The sequence below is a fragment of the Corallococcus sp. 4LFB genome (assembly GCF_046520365.1).
Lineage (GTDB): Bacteria > Myxococcota > Myxococcia > Myxococcales > Myxococcaceae > Corallococcus > Corallococcus caeni.
Window position 1 is genome coordinate 1 of sequence record NZ_JBKGHJ010000498.1, and the last position, 5,811, is coordinate 5,811.

Annotated in this window: 5 protein-coding genes and 2 pseudogenes; 3 read left to right on the plus strand and 4 right to left on the minus strand. The window is 71.7% G+C overall.

Going from position 1 to position 5,811, the window contains the following annotated elements:
* Window positions 1-425 (plus strand): annotated as a pseudogene (locus tag ACLEQD_RS35075) (hypothetical protein); the annotation flags it as partial.
* Between the two features lie 29 nt (window positions 426-454).
* Here the strand turns inward: ACLEQD_RS35075 and ACLEQD_RS35080 are convergent.
* The 3 genes and pseudogenes from ACLEQD_RS35080 to ttcA all read right to left on the minus strand — a co-directional run bounded on the left by ACLEQD_RS35080 (window position 455) and on the right by ttcA (window position 2,951).
* Window positions 455-1,278: pseudogene (locus tag ACLEQD_RS35080) on the minus strand (phosphate/phosphite/phosphonate ABC transporter substrate-binding protein).
* Window positions 1,279-1,290: 12 nt separating this feature from the next.
* Window positions 1,291-2,115, minus strand: a complete 825-nt coding sequence (locus ACLEQD_RS35085; RefSeq protein ID WP_410390100.1) for a TerB family tellurite resistance protein — start codon at window positions 2,113-2,115, stop codon at window positions 1,291-1,293.
* Window positions 2,094-2,951: a tRNA 2-thiocytidine(32) synthetase TtcA gene (ttcA, locus tag ACLEQD_RS35090; RefSeq protein WP_410390102.1), complete on the minus strand. Its 858-nt coding sequence runs from the start codon at window positions 2,949-2,951 to the stop codon at window positions 2,094-2,096. The genes ACLEQD_RS35085 and ttcA overlap by 22 nt, the downstream gene beginning before the upstream one ends.
* Window positions 2,952-3,016: 65 nt before the next feature.
* Here ttcA and ACLEQD_RS35095 point away from each other — a divergent pair, with 65 nt between their 5' ends.
* Both ACLEQD_RS35095 and ACLEQD_RS35100 read left to right on the plus strand, forming a co-directional pair.
* The gene (locus ACLEQD_RS35095; RefSeq protein ID WP_410390104.1) at window positions 3,017-4,186 is read left to right on the plus strand and encodes a ribonuclease D; all 1,170 of its coding nucleotides are present in this window, start codon (window positions 3,017-3,019) and stop codon (window positions 4,184-4,186) included.
* A 192-nt stretch (window positions 4,187-4,378) separates the two neighbouring features.
* The gene (locus ACLEQD_RS35100; protein ID WP_410390106.1) at window positions 4,379-4,735 is read left to right on the plus strand and encodes a hypothetical protein; all 357 of its coding nucleotides are present in this window, start codon (window positions 4,379-4,381) and stop codon (window positions 4,733-4,735) included.
* Window positions 4,736-4,741: 6 nt separating this feature from the next.
* Here the strand turns inward: ACLEQD_RS35100 and ACLEQD_RS35105 are convergent.
* Window positions 4,742-5,811: carboxypeptidase M32 (locus ACLEQD_RS35105; RefSeq protein ID WP_410390108.1), on the minus strand; the 1,070-nt coding region annotated here is incomplete at its 5' end.

Below are 5,811 nucleotides of genomic sequence, written 5' to 3' on the forward strand. Positions count from 1 at the left end.
ACGAGGGAGACCTCCGGCCTGAGCCGCCCGGACGCCCGGCCCGTGCGAGGACGCGGGAGAACACCGGCGCGAGCCTGGCGGACACCCGGCCCCTGAGCGATGAGGACGCGGGCCTGTCCACCGCGAAGCACGAGGCCGTGCGCGGGGAGGCCGGCCGTTCGTCCTCGGCGAAGCACGAGGCCGTTCGCGCCGACGCCTCGAAGCCGTCGCGCGCGCCGGAGAGCTCCACGGGAAGCCGTCCCGCCGCGAAGGCCGTGAAGTCCTCCGCGGACACGACCGGCAGCCGCTCCGCCGCGAAGGCCGTGCGCGCACCGGAGGACTCCGTCGGAGGCAAGGTGCCCGCGAAGCCGGCTCGCCCCACGGAAGGGTCTGTCTCCTCCGCCCGGCGCCCCGCGCGCGGCAACGGTCCCGACTCCGACAAGTAGATCGCTGCTCCGTCGAGACCGCGTCGCGGCTACAGGCTGGCCAGGGCCACGCGGTACAGCGCGCGGTAGCCCATGCGCGGCGCCACCTCGAACCGCTCCGCGTTGAAGATGTCGCGCAGGAGCGCCTGCCCGTCCGGCGTGGCCGTCAGCCCCAGCAGCGCCGCCTCCAGCGCCGTCACCAGCGGCGCGGGCAGCCCCATCGCCACCGGCACGCCGTCGTTGGGGGCCTCGTCCGTGTACGCCAGGAGCTCGAACTTCGCGCCCATCCCCCGCCCCAGCACGTCCTCCACGCCCGTGGTGAACGTGAGCCCCGTGGAGGCCGGCGGACAGAAGACGCTCGTCACCTGCGCCCTGCCCTCCAGCACCGCCTCCAGCGCGCCCTGGTACGAGCCCGTGAACTGCTGCGCCACGAACACCCGCGACGGCTCCAGCCCCTGCGTCTTGAGGTACGCGCTGGGCAGCAGGTAGCCCGCCACCGAATCGCGGTCCACCCACGCCGCCGTGGAGCCCTTCAGCTTCTCCAGCGTCAGCCCGGAGCCCGCCCGCCCCACCAGCGCGGAGCGGTAGCTGGACATGCCCGGCGCACCCCGCGCGCCAGCACCCGCACGCCCATGGCCTCCATGCGCGCGCACACGAAGGGCGGCGCCCAGGCCGCGTCCGCGCGCCCCGACAGCAGGTCCTTCGCCAGGGTCTCGTAGCTGGTGGCGACGCTCACCTCCACCAGCTTGCCCAGCGCGCGCTGCAGGAACGACGCGAGCCGTTCCGCGCGCTCGCGCGCCGTCTCGCTGCCCAGCGACGGCGGCAGGCCGAAACGGAAGGAGTGCCGTGGACCGGAGGGGACTTGCGGGGTCATGCGACTCCCTGCTTACCCTTGCTGGTCCAACCGCGCCACTTCATCGTCCGCCAGACCGAACGTCGCCTGGAGCAGGTCCAGGATGCGCTGCTCCGCGGTGCTCGTCCGCCCGGACGCGTGGGCAATCTTCGTGGCCAGCTGGTACGCCTTCACCCGCTGGGAGTGCGTGGCCAGCCCGTGCGCCAGCACGTGCAGCCGCTGGGGCAGCCCGTCCGACGCCAGCGCCGCCACCGACTCGCTCACGAAGCCCTGCGCCCGCTCCGGGCTCACGTTCTGGAAGAGCGGATCCGCCGCGAAGCTCTCCACCATCGCGCGGGCCTCGGCCTCCTTGAGCTGGCCGTCCGCCGCCAGCACCAGCACCATCACCTCCGCGAACAGCCGCTCCAGGGGCTCGCCCAGCGCCTCCGACAGGCTGCCCCCCTGTTCAATCACGTCGATGATCTGCGCGACCTCGTCCTCGGAGATGCCCAGCGCCGCCTGGAACGTCTTGAGCAGCCCCAGCTCCGAGCGCGTGGCCCGCTGGTCCGCCAGCGCCACCGCCGCCGCCAGCCCGAAGGCCAGCATCCGGTTCTTGTGGTCCGGCAGCCGGCGGCGCAGCGAGGACAGCACCTCCTCCAGGTTGCGCGCCTCCGACAGCCGCACCGCGCTGGACTCCACCAGCAGGTTCAGCTCGTTGGACTGCGTGCCCTCGAACTCCGGGCGCTCCAGCACGCGCGCCAGCAGCGTCTGCATCTCGCGCTGGGACACGCTGCCGTCCGCCATGGCGGCCAGCAGCATGGCTTCCACCAGCGCCGCGTTGCGCTCCTTGCGCGCCTTCACTGCCTGCTCTCGAGCCATGGACTGGCGCTCCCTTGCGTGTCGGTGGTGGGGGGGGTGACCGCGGGCCCGTCTTCCGTCGCGTTCAGCGGGTCCGGGTTCAGCGTCTTGTCCAAGAGGTGCGTGGGGCGCACGTTCGACATCGCGTTGAGCAGGCTCTGGCGGACGTTGGGGATCTCCTTGCCCAGGTCCTCCACCAGCTTCTGCATCCGCTTGCGCTGCAGGTTCTCCTGCGACCCGCACAGGTCACAGGGGATGATGGGGAACTGCTTCGCTTCCGCGAACTGGATGATCTCCTTCTCCGGCGCGTAGCACAGCGGCCGGATGACCACGTTGCGGCCGTCGTCGCTCCTCAGGAGCGGCGGCATCGCCTTGAGGCTCCCGGCGAAGAACATGTTCAGGAGCATCGTGTGGATGAGGTCGTCGCGGTGGTGGCCCAGGGCAATCTTGTTGCAGCCCAGGTGCACGGCGGCGTTGTAGAGGATGCCCCGGCGCAGGCGCGAGCACACCGAGCACTGCGTCTTCCCGGGCGGGGTCTTCTCCAGGACGATGCTGTAGGTGTCCTCCTTCAGCATCTTGTAGGCGTAGCCTTCCTTCTGGAAGTAGCCCTCCAGGATGTGGCCGGGGAAGCCGGGGTGGCCCTGGTCCAGGTTCACGGCCAGCAGGTCGAACTTCACGGGGGCCCGCCGCTGCAGCTCGCGCAGCAGGTGGAGCATCGTGTAGGAGTCCTTGCCTCCCGACACGCCCACCATGATGCGGTCCCCGGCCTCGATGAGGCGGAAGTCCGCGATGGCCCGGCCCATGTGGCCAAGCAGGCTCTTTTCAAGACGTTGGGCGTCGTTCATCGGCGGGGCCATCCTAGCGGCGGTTCGGGAAAAAACACGTCAAAGGGGCGGGCCGGTCCGCTAGCCTGCTCCCCGCGATGCCGACCTTTCCTCAGGGAGCCGTGGATGTAGTGGACCGCGCGGGCGAGGAGGCCGCCACGCGGGTGCTGGAGGCCTCGCCGGAAGTGGCGGTGGACCTGGAGGCGGACGCCATGCACGCCTTCCGGGCCCGCCTGTGCTTCCTCCAGCTGGGCACCGACACGGACATCTTCCTCTTCGACACGCTCCAGCCGGGCGTGGATCCGCGCCTGCTCTCCCCCATGATGGAGGACCCCGGGCGCACGAAGTACTTCCACGCCGCCCAGGGCGACCTGCAGTTCCTGGCCGAAGCGGGCGTGCGCGTGCGCGGCCTCTTCGACACGCACCGCGCCGTGACGCTCCTGGGGTGGCCCAAGGTGGGCCTGGCGGACCTGGCGCGCGAGCGGCTGGGCGTGGAGCTGCCGAAGGAGCACCAGCAGTCCGACTTCTCCCTGCGTCCCCTGCCCCCGGGCATGCGGGACTACATCGCCAACGACGTGCGCTACCTCTGCGAGCTGGGCCGCCAGGTGCGCGGCGCGTGCCGCGAGGCGGACATCCTGGAGGAGGTGCTGCTGGACTGCGAGCGCATGTGCGCGGAGGCCGAGGCCCGGCCGGAGACGGGCGCCGAGTACAAGCCCAAGCTGTCCCGGAGCGGCCTGTCCCCGGTGCAGTACGCGCTCGCGCACGCCATCGCGCAGGGGCTGCACAAGCTGCGGCTGGAGTGGGCGGAGAAGGACAACGTGCCCATGGGCCGCATGCTGTCCAACATGGCCATCACCGACCTGGCCCTGAAGCAGCCGGACACGCACAAGGACCTGGCGCGCGCGGCCGGCGTGCGGGGCGCGGTGGTGCGCGCGCACGGCGACGCCATCCTCGCCCTCATCCGCGAACAGCAGCAGAAGGCCACCCGGGGCGAGCTGGACCTGGACCGCGAGCCCAAGGGTCCGCGCGACCCCCACCGGCGCAAGCGCGAGGACGCGCTCAAGGCGTTCCGTGTCGAGCAGGCCACGCTGCGCAAGGTGACGCCCAGCGTGGTGCTCACCAACCCGCTCATGGACGCGCTGGCGTCGCAGCCGCCCACGAACGTGGAGGCGCTGTCGCAGCTGCCCTACTTCGGGGAAAAGCGGATCAAGTTGTACGGCGACAAGCTGATCGCCCTGCTCAGGCCCTTTCCGGTGCTGGGAAGCTGACGTTCGCCCGCGACAAAGGGGCAGCCAGGCTACGATTCGGCTGAATCACGCGCGGGGCTTGTGCATCCCTTCGCGGCTCGCTGTCCATGACCCTGGAACGCAGGTGTTCAAGCGCCATCTGCGGCTCCGGTGCCGGTTGCGAGAACCGCGTGCGTGCGTACCTTTGACGCCGCACAAAGGGAGGGCGTGGTCATGCTGGGAGCCAGGACAGGCGGGGCGCGGACAGAGGTCTCCCGGTGCATCGCCGCGAGCCTGCAGTGCCAGACGGCCTGCGAGGCGGGCATGGCGCGGCTGGTGGCCCAGGGCCTCGCGGCGGATGACGACGCGGTGCGGCTGCTGCGCCAGTGCGCGGAGCTGTGCGAGCTCAACGTGCGCGCGCTCCAGAAGGAGAGCCGGCTGTCGCGCCGCACCGCCAGCCTGTGCTTCGAGCTGGGCAGCCAGGTGGCCCGCGCCGCGTGGCTGGAGGCGCAGGACCCGGACTCGCACGCGCTCGCGCGGGACGCGCTGCACCTGGCGCGCGCGTGCCGCCCGCTGGTGTTCGCGGCCTGAAGCGCGTTAGAGGCTCACGCCGTACAGCGCGCCGTACTTCGCGCGCAGGTACGCCAGGAAGTCCCGGTCCGTGAGCCCCTCGCCGGTGATGGCGCGCACGCGCTCCTCCGCGGGCAGCCGGAAGCCGTGCGCGTGCAGGTTCGTGCGCAGCCACCCCAGCAGCGACGACGTGTCGCCCCGGGTGAGGTCCGCCTCCAGTGACGGCAGCGCCCGGTTCGCGGCGGCGTACAGCGAGGCCGCGTAGAGGTTGCCCAGCGAGTACGTGGGGAAGTAGCCCAGCTCTCCCCAGGCCCAGTGGATGTCCTGGAGCACGCCCTGGGTGTCGTCCGGGGGCGTGATGCCCAGGTAGCGCCGCGTGCGCTCGTTCCACGCGGACGGCAGCTCCGACACGGGCAACTCGTCGCGCAGCATCGCCAGCTCCAGCTCGTAGCGCAGGGCGATGTGCAGGTTGTACGTCACCTCGTCCGCCTCCACGCGGATGAGCGACGGCACCACGTGGTTGATGCCCGCGTGGAAGCCGTCCAGCTCCACGTCCGCCAGCGCCTGCGGGAAGGCCTGCTTCAGCGCGGGGAAGTGGTGCACCCAGAAGGCGCGGCCCCGGCCCACCAGGTTCTCCCAGAGGCGGGACTGGGACTCGTGCAGCCCCATGGACGGCACCGACGCGAGCGGCGTGCGGTGGTGCTCCGGGGAGAAGCCCTGCTCGTACAGGCCGTGGCCCGCCTCGTGGAGCGTGCCGAAGAGGGCCGCGGGCGGCCACGCCGCGTCCAGGCGCGTGGTGAGGCGCACGTCCTGCGCGTGCACGCTGTTGGTGAAGGGGTGGATGCTGACGTCCTGGCGGCCCGCCTCCAGGTCGAAGCCCACGGCCTTCAACAGCCGCATCGTGAACCGCCACTGCTCGCCGGTGTCGTAGGCGCGGCCGGAGAGGAACGCGGGGAAGGGGCGCTGCTGCTCGCCCAGCGCGGCCACCATGGGGATGAGCGCGTCGCGCAGCGCGGTGAGCACCGGGGTGAGGCGCTTCACGCGCATGCCGGGCTCGAAGCCCTCGAGCAGCGCGTCGTAGGCGCTCGCCAGCTCGC

What these genes read in the sequence shown, in the direction of transcription:
- ACLEQD_RS35100 (WP_410390106.1), top strand. Translation starts at nt 4,379, where the DNA reads ATGCTGGGAGCCAGGACAGGCGGGGCGCGGACAGAGGTCTCCCGGTGC.
- ACLEQD_RS35095 (WP_410390104.1), top strand. Translation starts at nt 3,017, where the DNA reads ATGCCGACCTTTCCTCAGGGAGCCGTGGATGTAGTGGACCGCGCGGGC.
- ACLEQD_RS35085 (WP_410390100.1), bottom strand. Translation starts at nt 2,115, where the DNA reads ATGGCTCGAGAGCAGGCAGTGAAGGCGCGCAAGGAGCGCAACGCGGCG.
- ttcA (WP_410390102.1), bottom strand. Translation starts at nt 2,951, where the DNA reads ATGGCCCCGCCGATGAACGACGCCCAACGTCTTGAAAAGAGCCTGCTT.